Source organism: Saccharothrix variisporea (assembly GCF_003634995.1).
Classification (GTDB): Bacteria; Actinomycetota; Actinomycetes; order Mycobacteriales; family Pseudonocardiaceae; genus Actinosynnema; species Actinosynnema variisporeum.
This window is the reverse complement of the sequence record NZ_RBXR01000001.1, coordinates 2,683,862-2,698,002: the sequence shown is the minus strand read 5'-3', so window position 1 is coordinate 2,698,002 and position 14,141 is coordinate 2,683,862. Positions and strand designations below refer to the sequence as shown.

Sequence of the window (14,141 nt, the reverse complement as noted above, 5' to 3'; positions counted from 1 at the left end):
CCGCCGCCGAGCTCCCGGTTCACCGCCCCCCGAGCTCCGGGGTGATCATGTTCGAGCACGACACGGCGGAGTGCTCGCCCTTGGCCGTGTTGTTGGAGACCAGGTGGCCGTCGATGGTGATGGTGCACGAGATCGACTCGCCCTCGCCGTTGGTCGCCATCACCTGGGCCACCACGAGTCCCGGCCCGGCGGGCAGGACCACTTCCCGGCGCCACGGCAGGTCGACGGTCTCGGCCTGCTCGGTGGAGTTCACGCCCTCGGTGGCGAACCTGATCAACGGCGCCTTGCCGCCGGGGCCGGTGACCTCGTAGACGACCTTGTGCGTGGTCGGGACCGGGTCGGGCTCCTGGTTCGCGATCGCCCAGGCGGCCGTGCCGGCGGCGGCCAGGGCCACGACGGCGGCGATCGACCGGGTTCGCCGGCCCGCGGACGGTTTCCTCCCGGAGCCGCGGTCGGGGCGCGTGGCGGTGGCGGAGGTCATGTTCCCTCACTTTCTCCCGCCTCCCGGACGGGTTCTCGCATTGTCGCGGCGAGTGCGCGGTCATGGTCGCACCGCGGCGGTGCCTTGACCAGTGCTCCAGAAGGGGGTTATTTCGTTTTTCCGATGCCCCGGGGGTGTCGGTTGTCAACTCTGAAAGGCAAATACACGTCACTTGGACAGGCGCTTCGGGGAGCGCTACCAGGCGTGTGACCTGCGCATACATGGACCATTAGGCGGTTGGTCCGCTGTCGTGCATTCTGCGGCACAAACGGTTCTGTTAGCTGTTGGTCACATCATTGAACGCCGCCGGGTGCGACCCAGTTGACCGACCGTTAACGCACGGGTAATCGCTCGGACATTGGTCGCGGATGTATTGAGGTGCCTTCGGGGCGCCGGTTCACCGGCCAAGCGCGAAGGTTTTCGGATGTGGCGAAATAGGTCTCAGAAGGGGAAACAATGCGCTCTCCGCACGTACCACGCATGTTCTCTTCGGGAGGGAGACGCCGACGCTGGTCACGGGCCGCCGCGCTCGGCTCGGCGCTGCTGCTCTCCCTGGCGGCCGTCGGGCTGAACGCGCCGGCGGCCACCGCGGCCACGTTCACGGTGTCGATGCAGAACCTCCAGTACAACCCGCCGACCCTGAACGTGCAGGTCGGCGACACCGTCAGGTGGACCAACAACGAGACCAACGGCGTCACGCACAGCGTCACCGGCGGCCCGCTGTCCGCGGACGTCAACCCCGGTGAGTCCTTCTCGTTCACCTTCACCTCGGCCGGCACCGTCAACTACCGCTGCCGCTTCCACCCGGACATGCTCGGCTCCGTGGTGGTCAACGGCACGAACCCGACCACCACCACGACACCCACGAGCACCACGGGCCCGACGACGACCACCACGGTGCCCACGACCACGACCACCACCAGCCCCCCGGCGCCCGGCCCGACGACGACCACCGGCTCCGGCGGCACGCCGATCGGTGTCGGCCCGGTCCCGGTGTCGTTCCACCTCACCGACAACCAGGGCTCCTGGTACGACACGAACCTCACCCTGTTCGGCACGCGGTCCCTGGCCGTGGCCGAGCTGCCGCGGGTCAAGCCCGGCAGCATCATCCCCGGCCTGCCGCTCAACGGGCTGCCGCTGCTGGGCAACGGCGCGCTGCTCGGCTCGGCCGCGAGCGACCTGCTCAACGGTGACCTGGCGAGCCTGACCCAGTTGCAGTTCAACAACGGCTCCCCGCTGATCTCGAGCCTCGGCGTCGACCCGGCGCAGCTGCTCGGGCTGGACAACCTGCGCAACGCGATCGGCAAGGTGCTCTCCCCGCTGGACCTGCGGTCGATCAGGGCGAACACGCTGATCACCCAGCTCACCCAGCAGATGGCGGCCCGCCCGGCCAACACCAAGACCAACCTGCTGGACCTGCCGGTCGGCGTCGACCTCATGAAGGTGCTGGCCGACATCCAGGCCTACGTGTCCAGCACGACGATCAGCCTGCCCGTGACGGTGAACTTCGACATCTCGGCACCCGCCGCGCAGTCGGCGCACACCATCACGAACCTGATCTGGCCGGAGGACGCGGCGGGCTTCCCGTTCGACCAGCCGGGCGCCTTCGTCGGCAGCACGACCGCGCAGCTGACCGCACCGGGTCTCTACGCGTTCGTCTGCAAGATCCACCCGTACATGCTGGGCGCCGTCGTCGTGGACGACCCGCTCACCCCCGGCCTGGACTTCGGCAAGAAGCTCAGGGTCAACAGCCGCGCGCTGAACGTCCCCTCCGACGCGGACATCATCTCGCAGCTGGTGAACAAGTTCTTCAACATCACCTCGCCGGGCAACTGGCAGAAGTTCAGCAACACCGAGGCGAAGACGTGGAACCCGACGTTCCCGCCGGCGCCGATCCTGATGTACGACTCGAACGGCTCGCCGCAGCTCGTCCCGATCCTGGACGCCTACTTCAAGAACAAGTTCAACACGCCGAAGACCCTGCCGGCGTTGAACCAGCGGCCGGGCACCCCCGGCGTGGGCGAGGTCTGGATCGACACCGAGATGGAGAAGACCGCGAGCAAGACCAAGTCCGGCACCGCGACCAAGGTCGACGTCACGTCGTGGACGGTGGACCGCAAGGTGGCGCTGCCCGAGGTCAACATGAACAACCCGCACAACATGTGGACCGACAAGGACGAGCGGTACATCTACCAAACCGAGTGGTTCAGCAACAAGCTCGACGTGTTCGAACGGGCGACCGGCCGGTTCGTCCGGCAGGTCGAAGTCGGACCCGACCCCTCGCACGTGATGACCAGGACCGACACCGACCAGCTCCACGTCGCCATCAACGGCGGCGCGTCGGTGGTCGAACTGTCGCCGGGCGGCACGAAGATCGACCGCCGCATCCCGGTCCAGGGCCCGGGGGAGAAGGTCGCGCACCCGCACGCGCACTGGATGACCGGCGACGGCGCGACCATGGTCACGCCGAACGTCAACAGCTACGACTCGACCATCGTGGACATCGCCACGGGCAACATCCGGAAGGAGGCCACCGGCGAGCTGCCGATCGCCACGGGCATCACCCCCGACGGCGCGAAGGCCTACGAGGCGAACTTCATGGGCGGCACGGTCTCGTGCATCTCGCTCAAGGCGGACGCCTGCAAGGACGGCGGCGCCACGGTGCACAACAAGCAGATCGACCTGTGGCGCAACTACGACCCGGTGGCCGGTGAGCGCGGCCCGTTCGGCGGTCTGCCGATCCAGCTGCCGGTCAGCCCGGACGGCAACGCGGTGGTCGTGGCCAACACGTTGTCGTCGAACCTGACCGTCATCGACCCGAAGACCGACGAGATCGTGAAGTGGTTGCCGTGCGACTCCGGTTGCCACGGCATCAACTACGGCGCCAAGCGGGGCGGCGGCTACTACGCCTACGTCTCCAGCAAGTTCGCCAACACGCTCGCCGTCGTCGACATCGACCCCAACGGCGACGGCAGCCCGTCCGACGCCGCCGTGGTCGGCAAGATGGTGCTCGACCCGGCGCCCACGACCGCGACCGACGACCCGGTCGTGGACTACGCGGGCATGGGCGGCATGGGCGTGCTCGCCGTGCCGCTGGTCTACAACGGCTGGGTGCAGAAGGTGCCCAGCAACCCGGTGAACGACCTGCTGACCTGCCGTCAGCGGCACCCGATCACCTACTCCACTGATTGCTGACACCACCCACCACGCGGCCGGGAAGCCACTCCAGGGTGGTTTCCCGGCCCGTGGGCGCCCTGCGGAAGGCGGCCCATGTCCACCGAGTTGGCAAGCGAAGACAGGTTCCTCACCGGCGCGTCCAGGACCTCCGCGAGACGCGCGATCCTGCCCGCCCTGATGGCCTTCGTGCTCACCGTGACCGCGGTCGTGGTGGGTGTGCAGGCGTTCGGCTCCGCCCCGGCCACCGTCGCGGACCCGAAGCTCGTCGCGGACCCCGTGCCGCCGGCCGCGGCGGGGGAAGACCTCGGTGACGGGACGCGGCTCGCGCCGTACGAGGTCGTCGGCGGGGTGAAGGTGTTCCGCCTGCGGGCGGCGCCGATCAACTGGGAGGTCTCGCCCGGCAACGTCCGGCAGGCCTTCGCCTACAACGGGGTCGTGCCCGGACCGGTCATCCGGATCTACGAGGGCGACACCGTGCGCTTCATCCTGCAGAACGACCTGCCGGAGGCCACCGCGCTGCACTGGCACGGCATGGACCTGCCCAACGAGCAGGACGGCGTGCCCAACCTGACCCAGCCGGAGATCGCGCCGGGGCAGAGCTACACCTACGAGTGGAAGGCCATCAGCACCGGAACCCACTGGTACCACTCGCACATGCACGGCGACCAGGAGGGCCGCGGGCTCTACGGCTCGCTGGAGGTGGTGCCCAGGCTGGGCGACATCGCCTCGGACCGCGACTACCGGCTGATCGTCGGCGACGGCGCGCTGGGTTTCGTGTTCAACGGCAAGAGCTTCCCCGCCACCGCGCCGCTGCGGGCCCGGGTGGGCGAGCGGGTGCGCATCCGGCTGATCGGCTCCGGCCCGGAGATGATCCACCCGATCCACCTGCACGGCGGCTACTTCGAAGTGGTGGCGCAGGACGGCAGGCGGTTGCCCTCACCCCAGCAGATGGACACCGTGCTGGTCGGCGTCGGGCAGACCTACGACCTGATCTGGACACCGACCAGGGTCGGCAAGTGGATGATCCACTGCCACATCTTCTCCCACGCCGAAACCCACACGGGCATGGCGGGGCTGGTGTCGATCTTCAACGTCGACCCGCCCACGATCGGACTGCCGCTGCCCCTGCCGATCGGCGGCTGACACCCGAACACCCCCGACCGGGAGGAAACCCATGTCCTGGAACAACTTCACGCGGCGCACCACGTTCGCCCTCGCGCTGGGGGTCGTCGCGTCCGCGACCGTCCTGTTCGCACCGACCGCGTCGGCGCACGTCACTGTCTCCCCGGGCACCGCGGAACCGGGCGGCTACGCCCGCGTGGTGTTCCGCGTGCCCAACGAGCGCCAAGACGCCTCGACGACCCGGCTGGAGGTGTCCCTCCCGACCGACCACCGGTTCCGCTCGGTGTCCGTGCAACCGGTTCCGGGGTGGACGGCCGTGACCACGAAGGAGAAGTCCGACCAGCCCGCGGGGGAGGAGGGGTCGTCCGACGTCGTGACGGCCATCGCCTGGGAGGGCGGCCCGGTGCTGCCCGGCCAGTTCCAGGAGTTCCCCGTCTCCCTGGGGCCGTTGCCGAAGACCGACGGCAAGTTGGTGTTCAAGGCGGTGCAGACCTACTCCAGCGGTGAGGTGGTCCGGTGGATCGACCTCCAGCAGGACGGCGCGGCCCGTCCGGAGCACCCGGCCCCGACGTTGACGGTGGCCGCCGCTCCCGCGCCGCAGGCGGCGCCCGCCCCGCCGCCGTCCACGGGCGCCGACGCGCTCGGCCGGGTGCTCGGCGGCGCCGGGCTGGTGGCGGGCCTCGTCGGGCTCGGCGTGGCGCTGACGACGCGGCGGCGGTCGACGCCGGCGCCCGTCCCCGCGGAACCGGCCGCGAAGTCGCCGGCCCGGGTCTGACACCCGCGCGGGGTCGACGGCCCTTCGCCGGCCGTCGACCCCGCGCCCACCCCTGGTGAGAGGAAGAGCGGTGCGAGGAGCGATCAACACCCTGCTGCGCGCGTGCGTCGCGTTCGCCTTGGCGGTGCTGCCCGTCCTGGGCGGCCAAGGCGTCGCCGAGGCGCACGCCTCCGTCGTCTCGACCAGTCCGACCGGGTGGGACGTGCTGGCCGCGTCGCCCGCCGAGGTGTCGCTGACCTTCAGCGAGCCGGTGGACCTCGGCCTGGCCGCGATCCGGCTCCTGGGACCGGGCGGCGACACGATCACCACCGGTGCGCCCGCCCACCCGGCGGGCCGGCCCGAGGCGGTGGTGGTCGCCGTGCCCCGGGCGTTGTCCGACGGGACCTACACCGTCGACTGGCAGGTCACCTCCGCGGACACCCACCCGATCCGCGGCGGGTTCGTCTTCAGCGTGGGACAGCCGTCCACGTCGTCGCCGGCGGCGCCACCGGCCGACGCGCACGCCGAGCCGGACCGGGTGGTCGGGCTCGCCTACGGGACGGCCAAGTGGTCGTCCTTCGCCGGGCTGGCGCTGCTGGCCGGGGCGGCGTTCTTCGCCGTGTGGTGCCAGGCCGGCACCGCGGTCGGCCGGCGGGTCCGCGGGCTGCTGGCGGGCGGGTGGTGGGCCCTGCTGGGGGCCACCGTCCTGGTGCTGCTGCTGTACGGGCCGTACGCGACGGGCCGGCCGCTGACCGCCGCGCTGGACCCGTCCCTGGTCGCCGCCACGGCGAGCACGCGGCTGGGCCTGGCGATGCTGGCGCGCCTGCTCGTGCTGGTGCTGGTGGGCGTCGCCCTCCGGTGGTTCGCGCGCCACCCGCACGTGATCGCCGACCGGCGGCGGCGCGGCATCGCGGTGCTGGCGGCCACGGGCGTGCTCGCGGCCACGTGGAGCGCGAGTTCCCACAGCGCTGGCGGTGACCTGGTCGGGCTCGCGCTGGTCGCCGACACGGCCCACCTCACCGCGATGGCCGTGTGGCTGGGCGGTCTCGTGGTCGTCGCCGCCGTGGTCGTGCGGTCCGACGACGTGCCCGCGATGCGCGTGGCGGTGCCGCGGTTCTCCCGGGTGGCGCTGGTGTCGGTCCTGGTGCTGGTGGGCACCGGGCTGTTCCAGTCCTGGCGGCTCGTGGGCACACCGTCCGCCCTCGTCGGCACGTCCTACGGGCGGGTGCTGCTCGTCAAGGCCGTGCTGGTGGTCGTGCTCCTCGCGCTCGGCGCCGCGGCTCGGCGCTGGGTGCGGCGCCACTACGGCTTCGCGGTGGTCACGGTGTCGGACAAGCGCCGAGCGGCCCGGGGACCCGGTGACGGGCAGGTCCGGCGCTTCGGGGCGGTCGTGGCCGCCGAGGCGGTCATCGCGACCGTCGTGCTGGGGTTCACCGCGGTGCTGGTCAACACCGAGACCGTCGCCGTGCAGCAGGCCGCGGCGACCCGCCCGGCCCCCACGCCGACGCGGCCCGCTCCCGCGCCGGGCGAGCCGGTCACCGCCGACTTCGACGCCGGCGGGGCCGCCGGTCGCGGCAAGGTCGCGGCACTCGTCGCGCCCGGCGCGTCCGGCGGGCACGAGCTGCACGTGGCCGTGCTGGACGAGCGGGGACAGCCGAAGGCGGTCGCCGAGGTGCGCGCTGCGCTGAGCCACTCGGAGCGGTCACCGGCGCCGCTGCCCGTGCCGTTGCGTTACGGTGGTGTACCAGGACATTACGTCTCGAACGCGTTCTCCGTACCCGTATCCGGAGCATGGTCGTTGTCGTTGGCAATTCGCACGTCCGATGTCGATGAGGCCATCGTTGACGTTCCCGTGGGCATTCCCTGATCCCGCGCACGCGGTGATGAGCCGAACGGACGGTGACGCGACCATGCACCCCCAAGACGCACGCAAGTTACCCCCCGACGCCCTGGAAGCCCTGCGCCGCCGCGCGATCGCGGCGGTCGAGGCCGGGGCTTCCCGGGCGGAGGTCGCGCGGATGCTCGGCGTGTCCAGGCAGACGATCAGCACCTGGCACCGCGAGTACCGGGCGAGAGGGGAGGAAGCGCTGCAGAGCAGACGAAGAGGGAGACGGCAGGGCGAGCAGCTCGCGCTGTCGTACGCCCAGCAGCTGTGGACGATCCGGACCGTGACGACCCGCGGTCCCGAGCAAGCCGGGCTGCGGTACTGGCTGTGGACGAACCAGGCGCTGGCGGAGCTGGTCAACAACCGGTTCGGCATCGCCCTCTCCGTCACGACCGTGCGCAACTACCTGATCCGGTGGGGCGTGCTCACCGAGCCGGTCCTGTCCAACCGGCTCGGCGACCGCCGCGTCGACCAGGTCGCGGGGTCCGCCGCCGCCGCGCCGGTCGGCGGCGAGACGTGGTGGATCGACCGGTCGCCCACCCACCAGCGGACCGGTCCGCGGCTGGACGCGGCCGGCACGGAGGTCGGCGGGCAGGAGATCGCCGTGCTCTACGCCGTGTCCACGCAGGGCACGGTGCTGTTCCTGTCCACTGTGGACCCTTTCGACGGCGCTCGGGTGGCGGACTTCTTCACCCGCCTGCTACGCCAACGCAACCGCCCGCTCACCATCGTGCCCGGCTGGCGGCCGACGCGCGCGGCCGAAGCGCTCACCGCGTGGACCGCGCGGCACGCCGACCGGGTGTCGGTGCGGTTCGCGGTCGAGGAACCGGTGGACGGGCCGGTGCTGCTGGAGAAGCTGTCCCTACCGCTCCCACCGCACGTCGGCACCTCCTGACGAACCCGCACGCGTCGTCGCACGACGTACCGGGCCGCTGCTCCTGGTCCTGCTGCTCGTCCTCGGCGGGCGGCAGGCACCCGGGGCCGGGGCGGTCAGGCGCGGGGGAGGGACCGGGGGAGCCCGAACCACGGCAGGACGCTGTTGTCGAACCGGGTCACGGCGCTGATGCGATCACCCGCCAGGGTGAGGACCACGAGCCCCGTCCCACGCCGGATGCCGTCGCGGCTCGAGCGCAGGTAGGTGCCGAATGCCGGTTGGCCGTTCGCGCGCGTGGGCACCAGGTGGTACTCCCGGTCGGCGCTCATGAGCGCGGCGTAGAACCCGGCGACGGCGTCGCGGCCGAGGTACTCGAGCGGCATCGGCGGCATGGAGACGCGGGCGTCGTCGGTGAGCAGGCCGACCAGGGCCTCGCCGCCACCGACCCGCGCCCTCGCGGTCACGTCTCATCACCCCACCTGGTGCCCTTGCGTGCCCTTCTGGCGGTTCTGACACCGGTCGGTCCGAGAACTGGGCGCACCACGCCCGCCCAATTCCTCGACGGCGTGGTGTCTGCACCGTCGACAGCTCGATCCCACCTCACCGAGGAGCACACGTGACACTCACGGGCAAGACCATCCTGGTCACCGGAGCCAACCGCGGCATCGGAAGGGCGCTGGTCGAGGAGGCGCTGAGCAGGGGCGCGGAGCGCGTCTACGCCGGCGCACGGCAGGCCCTGCAACCGTCGGACGAGCGCATCACGCCCCTGGTCCTGGACCTGACGGACGCCGCCGGGATCAACCGCGCCGCTCGGACCGTCGACTCGCTCGACATCCTGATCAACAACGCGGGCGTCTACGGCCTCGAGGACCTGGCCGATCGAGCTGCCCTCGAACGGCACCTCGCGGTCAACCTCTTCGGCCCCCACGCCGTCACGCAGGCGTTCCTGCCCCGGCTCGTCGAGTCGCGGGGCGCGATCGTCAACGTGCTGTCAGTGGCCGCGGTGGCCGCCGTGCCCATCAGTCCCGCGTACTCGATCTCCAAGGCGGCCGCCTTCTCGCTGACGCAGTCGCTGCGCGCCACCCTCGCGGGCCGGAACGTGGCCGTCCACGCCGTACTACCCGGCCCCGTGGACACCGACATGGTGCGCGACCTCCACCTCCCGAAGGCGTCACCGCAGTCGGTGGCCGCGGCGATCTTCGACGGGCTGGACAAGGGCGAGGACGAGATCTTCCCCGATCCGTTCTCACAGGCACTGGCCGACAGCTGGAACAGCGGGCCGGTCAAGGCACTCGAGCGCCAGAACGCGGCACTGGTCGGCGAGGTCGGGAACCAGTGATGGCGATGCTCAGCGGACTGGTGCCGTGCGCCTGTCGCGCAACACCCGCCGCACCCGCATGACCAAGAGCTGGACGACGACCGTCACACCCGCCGCCGCGAAGAACACGACGCCGCCCATGCGTCCGACGAACACGGCGACGAACAGGCAGAACACCGCGAAGCCGAACAACCCGACGAGCACCCCCGCCAGCGTGCGCGCGGTCGCCGCGGAGCCCTGCTGCGCGTGGACGAAGCCCGCCACCACGGTCGTCGCGACCGGGAACGGCGCGAGCAGACCCGTCCACTGCGGTCCCAGCGCGCCGGACGCCGTGGTGACCGCGAGGACGAGCAGCCCGGTCGCGATCGCGCGACCGGGCAAGTCCCACGACGGCGGGCGAGTCCCGTCCAGCCGCTCCGGTTCGACCGTCGGCATCAGCAGCAGTGCGACCGCCGCGGCGACGACGGTGATGGCGAACGCGCCAACCGCCCATACCCGCAGCAACGACAGCACGACGTCGACCACCAGCACGGCCAACCAGCTCACCGCCGTCGTCACGAGCCAGCCGAACCGACGCGCCACGTGCGCGAAGACGACGGCGAACACCGCCAGCGCCACGAGCCCGAGCAGAGAGGACCTGGCCGCGCCGGCGGTGAAACCCGCACCGTGGAGCAGGTGGGAGATGACCAGGATCGGGCCGGCGACGATCGGCAGGCCGACGAGAATGCCGGCCACGTCGGCTCCCCATCGCCGGCCGGCCACCGTGGAACCCACGACCAGCACGGGAGCCAAGCACAGCTTCAACAAGAGGATGCCCACTTGTCCGCAGTGTGCCACACGCCATCGGCCGCGCGGGTTGTTCGAACGGACGCTGTTGCCGCCGGTCCACGTACCATCCGGCAGGGGGAGCAGATGACCACGAACGAGCCGGTTTACCTTGCCGCCTACTGGGGCGATAGGGCTGACAGCCTCGACTCCTGCGCGGACCGCCTCCGCCGGACGTGCCAGAACCTCGCGCAGGTCCACGATGCCCTCGGCAGGTGGTACCGGAAGGGGCGATCGAAGGCCGCCGCAGAGCCGGTGCCGCACGACTCGGCGGCGTTGCGTGACTTGTTGGTGCGAGGCCGAAATCGTGCGGACGCGGATGGGCGGGTCATCGAGGAGCTCGGGTACTCGGTCGGCTTGTGGAACCGCGGGAACGATCTTCCGGTCAGTCTCAACGTCACATGCGGTCACCATGCGGGTGTGCCCGGGGTGCTGAACTCCGTTGTGCTGGGCCTGCCCGAACTGGCTGGCAGCGGACCTGCGTCGGCCCTGTACCGGTCCGATGTCGCAGTGGGGATGATCTCGGCTGTCGTGGAGCCCTGGGATCCCGACTGGGCGCTGCTGGCGCCGTACTCGCTTCGAGACGCCCAGGCGCGGTCCGGGGCGACCTGGTCTCCGGTGGTCGGCTGGCTGACGTACCTCTCGCCTGCTCGGGCCGCCGAGTTCGAGGCACCCGAGGGAGCCTCGGTGAGTCGACTCGGTGACGGCAGGCTCGTCGTGATCGGCGAGGACCTGGGGAGCCTCTCCCTGACCGTCGCGATGGAGGTACGGCGCAGGCTTGTCGCCGATCAACGCGGGTGAGCTCCTCGAGCGCGGTACCCGCTCGCTCAACCGACCGGCCGCGCCGAGGCAGGCCTCCTCGGTCGCCAACCGGCCCGGTCCCCGCCGGCCCACGGCCCTCCGCGTTGTCCACCTCGGGGCCGTGGCGTGGACAAACAACCATGGACAACAAGGGATTCCCGCCCGGCGGGGACCGGCGACATGATCGGGCTCGGCAGGTGGTCCAGCGAGGAGGTCGTGGTGCCGAGACCTGAGCGTCCGTTGGGGTCTGGTGGGGACGGGTTGCTGCGGTTCGCGGGGGAGTTGCGGGCGTTGCGGCGGGCCGCCGGGAGTCCCGGGTACCGGGAGTTGGCTCGGCGGGCCAACTACTCCGTCACCGCGTTGTCCGAGGCCGCGGGTGGGCGGAAGTTGCCCACGCTTCCGGTGGTCCTCGCTTACGTGCGGGCGTGTGGTGGGGACGTGGTCGAGTGGCAGGCGCGGTGGGAGGCCGTGGCCGCCGAGGTGACCGCGGGCGACGGCGAGGAGGAGGGCACCCCGCCCTACCTCGGGCTGGCCAGTTTCCAACCCGGTGACGCCGACCGGTTCTTCGGCCGGGAACGGCTGGTGGAGGACCTGGTCGGGCTGCTGGCCCACCGCCGGTTCCTCGCCGTGTTCGGCGCGTCGGGCAGCGGCAAGTCGTCGGTGCTGCGGGCCGGGGTGGTGCCCGCGCTCACCGGGCCGCCGCCGCTGCTGTTCACGCCCGGCGAGCGGCCGGTGGAGGAGTGCGCCCGGCACCTGGCCGTCCTGCTGCGCCAACCGGTGGACGACGTCCTGGCCGGGCTGTCCGCCGATCCCGGGTACCTCCACCGCGCGGTCTGCCGGCGCCTCGCCGACGAACCGGCGGCCGTCGACGTGACTCCGGAACCGCCTCGTCGACACCGCGCTCGTCGAGCCGGTCGGCGTGCTCCCGCAGGTAGGCGTCGGGGTCGTCATGGGCAGCGGCCACGCGGGCGGCCACCTGCGGGGTGTCGGGCGCGAGCAGAGCGGCCACGGCCACCAGCGCGTCACGGGCTGATGCCGTCATGGATGTCCTCCGGGGCTGCGGGTTCGACCGCAGTCTTGCAGCTCGGGGTTCGCGGGCGCCGGCCAGGCCGTTCGTTGTCCGGGCGGCGGTCGGACGGTACCCGGACGGCTGCGGCAGTCCGGGGACACGCGTAGTCGGGGGGGGCTACGAGACTCGGAGCGGGTGCGGCTCCGCCGGGACGTGCCGCTTGGGACGCTAGGTTGTTCGCCATGGCCGCACGTTCGGCAACCGACGAGGACGTCGCCGGTTTTTTCACCGCGTCCGCCGGCTTCATCGAGGGCGGGATCGACGAGGTCGGCGCGGCGTTGGTCGCTTGGCGGCGGGAGTTGGGGTTCGGCCCGCGGGTGCGTGAGGTTCGGGGGAGTCTCGTCGACCAGCTCAGGGCGCTCAACCCGTTGTTGAGCGGCGCCCGGCCGCGGGAGTTGTTGGTGTCTGCGGGCGGCTGGGTCGCGTATTTCGACTGCTTCGCCGGTGACACCGACGCGGCGAGCGTGTGCTCGGTGCTCGCCGGACGACTGGGAGTGCGGGCGGTGAAGGTGTACCGCGCGGCGGACGTGGTTCGTTGCGCCGGGATGGCGTCCGGAGTCGGCGTGCAGTTCCACGTGTGGGGACCCGGCGGGGACGAGCCGCTGGGCTACCTCAGGACGCTGGAGGCGGTGCACGACGGCAACCGGTGGGTTTTCGACCAGTCCGGCAGTCCTTTCGACTTCGAGGAGACCGAGCACTACGGCGAGCGGCGCGTGAAGGACCGGTTCACCGTCGAAATGCTCGACCGGTACTGCTCGGCGCTCGGCATCCGCCTCACCGACCCCGGTTCGTACGGTCAAGTGGGGATGCTGGTGGAAAGTGCCGTCGTGGTACCGCCCGGTGCGAAAGAGGTCTGGATCTGACGCCGTGCGAGCGCCCCTTCAGGCCTCTTGCGCGGGGACGTTGATCCGCGTCAGTTTGTCCGGGTTGGTGACGGAGTAGACGCCGCGTACGCGCTGGTTGTCCGGGGTGAGGTCGAGGACCAGGACGGCGATGGGGGAGCCGCTGTCGAACAGGATCGCGGACGGGTCGCCGTTCACGCGGCGGTAGGCGATGTCGAAGCCGTGGGCGTGGGTGGCGACGGCGTGCAGGGTGCGGGCGACGGCCTCGCGTCCGTGGATGGGGTGCAGGCTGGTGGCTGGGCCCTTGCCGCCGCCGTCGGTCCACAGGGTCACGTCCGGGGCCAGCACCTCCAACAGGGCTTGCAGGTCACCGCCCAGTGCGGCGGACAGGAACTTCTCGGTGACCGCACGTCGTGTCCTGGGGTCTGGCTGGTGGAGAGGACGGCGGGCGCGTACGTGTTCGCGGGCGCGGTGGGCTAGTTGGCGGATCGCGGCTGGGTTGCGGTCGAGGATGGTGGCGATTTCGGTGTGCGCGTAGCCGAACACCTCGTGCAGCACGAAGACCGTGCGTTCCAGTGCGGTGAGGGATTCCAGGACCACCAGCAACGCCATCGAGATCGAGTCGGTGCGCAGCGCGGGGGCGGAGGCGTCGGTGGTGTCGGTGAGTGGGGTGACCAGGGGCTCGGGGAGCCATTGGCCGACATAGGTTTCGCGGCGGCGGTCGATCTCGGCTCGCCTCGCGAAGGCCTGGTTGACCGCGATGCGCACGAGGTAGCCACGCGGGTTGTCGATCGGCCGCGCGTCTCGCGCCCGGACGCGGGTGCTCCAGGACAACCACGTCTCCTGGAGCACGTCCTCGGTGTCGGCCACGCTGCCGAGCATGTTGTAGACCACCGAGAACAGCAGTTCCCGGTGCGCGACGAAGACGTCCGTCGCGTGGTCTCCCGCGTCGACTCGTTCCACCACGATGTCCCTCCTCCTGGTCCTCACCAC

Annotated in this window: 13 protein-coding genes; 9 read left to right on the top strand and 4 right to left on the bottom strand. The window is 71.2% G+C overall.

Going from position 1 to position 14,141, the window contains the following annotated elements; all coding sequences use genetic code 11:
- Positions 1-19: 19 nt before the first annotated feature.
- Entirely contained in the window at positions 20-481 is a 462-nt protein-coding gene (locus tag DFJ66_RS11780; RefSeq protein WP_121220719.1) for an MmpS family transport accessory protein, read from the bottom strand.
- A 480-nt stretch (positions 482-961) separates the two neighbouring features.
- Here DFJ66_RS11780 and DFJ66_RS11775 point away from each other — a divergent pair, with 480 nt between their 5' ends.
- The 5 genes from DFJ66_RS11775 to DFJ66_RS11755 all read left to right on the top strand — a co-directional run bounded on the left by DFJ66_RS11775 (position 962) and on the right by DFJ66_RS11755 (position 8,314).
- On the top strand, positions 962-3,676 hold the full coding sequence (locus DFJ66_RS11775) for a cupredoxin domain-containing protein (RefSeq protein WP_246029704.1): 2,715 nt from the start codon (positions 962-964) through the stop codon (positions 3,674-3,676).
- A gap of 75 nt (positions 3,677-3,751) precedes the next feature.
- Entirely contained in the window at positions 3,752-4,801 is a 1,050-nt protein-coding gene (locus DFJ66_RS11770; RefSeq protein WP_121220715.1) for a multicopper oxidase family protein, read from the top strand.
- Positions 4,802-4,832: 31 nt separating this feature from the next.
- Positions 4,833-5,555: a YcnI family copper-binding membrane protein gene (locus tag DFJ66_RS11765; RefSeq protein ID WP_121220713.1), complete on the top strand. Its 723-nt coding sequence runs from the start codon at positions 4,833-4,835 to the stop codon at positions 5,553-5,555.
- A 70-nt stretch (positions 5,556-5,625) separates the two neighbouring features.
- On the top strand, positions 5,626-7,401 hold the full coding sequence (locus DFJ66_RS11760) for a copper resistance CopC/CopD family protein (RefSeq protein WP_246029703.1): 1,776 nt from the start codon (positions 5,626-5,628) through the stop codon (positions 7,399-7,401).
- A gap of 43 nt (positions 7,402-7,444) precedes the next feature.
- Positions 7,445-8,314 carry a helix-turn-helix domain-containing protein gene (locus tag DFJ66_RS11755; RefSeq protein WP_170199284.1) on the top strand — a complete coding sequence of 290 codons (870 nt, stop codon included), beginning with the start codon at positions 7,445-7,447 and terminating at the stop codon, positions 8,312-8,314.
- Positions 8,315-8,409: 95 nt separating this feature from the next.
- On the opposite strand, the gene DFJ66_RS11750 is transcribed toward DFJ66_RS11755, so the two are convergent.
- A complete protein-coding gene (locus tag DFJ66_RS11750) occupies positions 8,410-8,757 on the bottom strand; it encodes a sigma-70 family RNA polymerase sigma factor family protein (RefSeq protein ID WP_211351090.1) in 348 nt (115 codons plus the stop codon).
- Between the two features lie 152 nt (positions 8,758-8,909).
- Here DFJ66_RS11750 and DFJ66_RS11745 point away from each other — a divergent pair, with 152 nt between their 5' ends.
- The gene (locus tag DFJ66_RS11745; protein WP_121220709.1) at positions 8,910-9,632 is read left to right on the top strand and encodes an SDR family NAD(P)-dependent oxidoreductase; all 723 of its coding nucleotides are present in this window, start codon (positions 8,910-8,912) and stop codon (positions 9,630-9,632) included.
- A 9-nt stretch (positions 9,633-9,641) separates the two neighbouring features.
- On the opposite strand, the gene DFJ66_RS11740 is transcribed toward DFJ66_RS11745, so the two are convergent.
- Positions 9,642-10,430: a hypothetical protein gene (locus DFJ66_RS11740; protein WP_211351089.1), complete on the bottom strand. Its 789-nt coding sequence runs from the start codon at positions 10,428-10,430 to the stop codon at positions 9,642-9,644.
- A gap of 93 nt (positions 10,431-10,523) precedes the next feature.
- Here DFJ66_RS11740 and DFJ66_RS11735 point away from each other — a divergent pair, with 93 nt between their 5' ends.
- The 3 genes from DFJ66_RS11735 (at position 10,524) to DFJ66_RS11725 (ending at position 13,169) form a co-directional block, all read left to right on the top strand.
- Positions 10,524-11,237: an Imm52 family immunity protein gene (locus tag DFJ66_RS11735; RefSeq protein ID WP_121220707.1), complete on the top strand. Its 714-nt coding sequence runs from the start codon at positions 10,524-10,526 to the stop codon at positions 11,235-11,237.
- A 219-nt stretch (positions 11,238-11,456) separates the two neighbouring features.
- Positions 11,457-12,413 carry a helix-turn-helix domain-containing protein gene (locus DFJ66_RS45285; RefSeq protein ID WP_342776950.1) on the top strand — a complete coding sequence of 319 codons (957 nt, stop codon included), beginning with the start codon at positions 11,457-11,459 and terminating at the stop codon, positions 12,411-12,413.
- A 75-nt stretch (positions 12,414-12,488) separates the two neighbouring features.
- Entirely contained in the window at positions 12,489-13,169 is a 681-nt protein-coding gene (locus tag DFJ66_RS11725) for a hypothetical protein (protein WP_121220705.1), read from the top strand.
- Between the two features lie 18 nt (positions 13,170-13,187).
- Here the strand turns inward: DFJ66_RS11725 and sigJ are convergent, their stop codons facing one another.
- The gene (sigJ, locus tag DFJ66_RS11720) at positions 13,188-14,114 is read right to left on the bottom strand and encodes an RNA polymerase sigma factor SigJ (RefSeq protein ID WP_246029702.1); all 927 of its coding nucleotides are present in this window, start codon (positions 14,112-14,114) and stop codon (positions 13,188-13,190) included.
- Positions 14,115-14,141 lie beyond the last annotated feature (27 nt).

What these genes read in the sequence shown, in the direction of transcription:
- DFJ66_RS11780 (WP_121220719.1), bottom strand. Translation starts at nt 481, where the DNA reads ATGACCTCCGCCACCGCCACGCGCCCCGACCGCGGCTCCGGGAGGAAA.
- DFJ66_RS11775 (WP_246029704.1), top strand. Translation starts at nt 962, where the DNA reads ATGTTCTCTTCGGGAGGGAGACGCCGACGCTGGTCACGGGCCGCCGCG.
- DFJ66_RS11770 (WP_121220715.1), top strand. Translation starts at nt 3,752, where the DNA reads ATGTCCACCGAGTTGGCAAGCGAAGACAGGTTCCTCACCGGCGCGTCC.
- DFJ66_RS11765 (WP_121220713.1), top strand. Translation starts at nt 4,833, where the DNA reads ATGTCCTGGAACAACTTCACGCGGCGCACCACGTTCGCCCTCGCGCTG.
- DFJ66_RS11755 (WP_170199284.1), top strand. Translation starts at nt 7,445, where the DNA reads ATGCACCCCCAAGACGCACGCAAGTTACCCCCCGACGCCCTGGAAGCC.
- DFJ66_RS11735 (WP_121220707.1), top strand. Translation starts at nt 10,524, where the DNA reads ATGACCACGAACGAGCCGGTTTACCTTGCCGCCTACTGGGGCGATAGG.
- DFJ66_RS11725 (WP_121220705.1), top strand. Translation starts at nt 12,489, where the DNA reads ATGGCCGCACGTTCGGCAACCGACGAGGACGTCGCCGGTTTTTTCACC.